The organism is Streptococcus sp. CCH5-D3, from assembly GCF_001556435.1.
Lineage (GTDB): Bacteria > Bacillota > Bacilli > Lactobacillales > Streptococcaceae > Streptococcus.
The window spans coordinates 1-1,057 of sequence record NZ_LSIW01000138.1 but is presented as its reverse complement, the minus strand read 5'-3'; the positions used below and the strand labels follow the sequence as shown (position 1 = coordinate 1,057).

The 1,057-nt window shown below is 42.1% G+C and carries 1 protein-coding gene; it reads left to right on the top strand.

From position 1 onward, the window contains the following. Positions 1–94: 94 nt before the first annotated feature. Entirely contained in the window at positions 95–1,030 is a 936-nt protein-coding gene (locus tag AX662_RS08955; protein WP_060972226.1) for an IS30 family transposase, read from the top strand. Positions 1,031–1,057: the final 27 nt, after the last annotated feature.

The window sequence follows — 1,057 nt, the reverse complement described above, 5'->3', positions numbered from 1 at the left end:
GATAAATTGTAAAATATAGTGCAACAAAAAAACTCATAGCCTTTCATTGGTGTAAACTGTAAGTAACCACACAAACAGAACCCGAGGAAACACTATGAGCTACTCCCATCTTACCATAACCGAGCGAATAAAGATAGAAGCCTATTTGGAATTAGGTTTGAAACCTTGCCAAATTGCCAACAAACTTGGCGTACATAGATCCACCATCTCAAGAGAGTTAAGACGATGCCAAAATGGCTATTCCGCAGCCTTAGCACAGGAACAGTACGACCACAGGGCTAAACAAAAAGGTCGGAAGTCTTGTTTGACACCAGAGTTGAAAAAGGAAATTGAGGACGGTTTAAAATCCTCTTGGTCGCCTGAACAGATTTGTGGCCGCTATCAGCTTGAACAAAAGCCAATGGTAGCTTTTAAAACCATCTATAACTGGCTCTACGCCGGTTTGATTGATCTGGATTTAAGCGTCCTGCGTCGTAAAGGAAAGACTCGACAACCCAAAGAAACACGTGGGACATTTAGGATTGGCACATCAATTGCCAAACGTCCTAAAGAGGTCAGGAATCGTGAGACTTTTGGCCACTGGGAGCTTGATACTGTGGTGTCTTCCAGAGGCAAGAGCAAGGGCTGTTTAGCGACCTTTCTGGAGCGAAAAACGCGCTTTTACTTAGCTTTCAAGATACCAGACAGAACAGCCAAATCCATGTTTTTAGCCATCAAACAACTTTGTAAGCTATTTCCAAAAGAGGCTCTTAAAACCTTCACTTCAGACAGGGGAAAAGAGTTTGCCTGCTATCCTCTGGTAGAGAACTTAGGAATTTCCTTTTTCTTTGCGGACGCCTATTCATCCTGGCAGAGAGGAAGCAATGAAAACGCAAATGGCTTACTAAGAGAATATTTCCCAAAGAAAACAGATTTAGCCACCATCTCTGAGGAGGCTTTGAACAAAGCCTTATATGATATCAATCACAGACCGCGAAAATGTTTAGCTTACAGAACTGCTTGTGAAGCTCTAGAGGATGAGTTTGACTAAATGTTGCACTTATTCTTGCAATTTATC

Coding starts and splice junctions, on each gene's coding strand:
- AX662_RS08955 (WP_060972226.1), top strand. CDS start 95: ATGAGCTACTCCCATCTTACCATAACCGAGCGAATAAAGATAGAAGCC.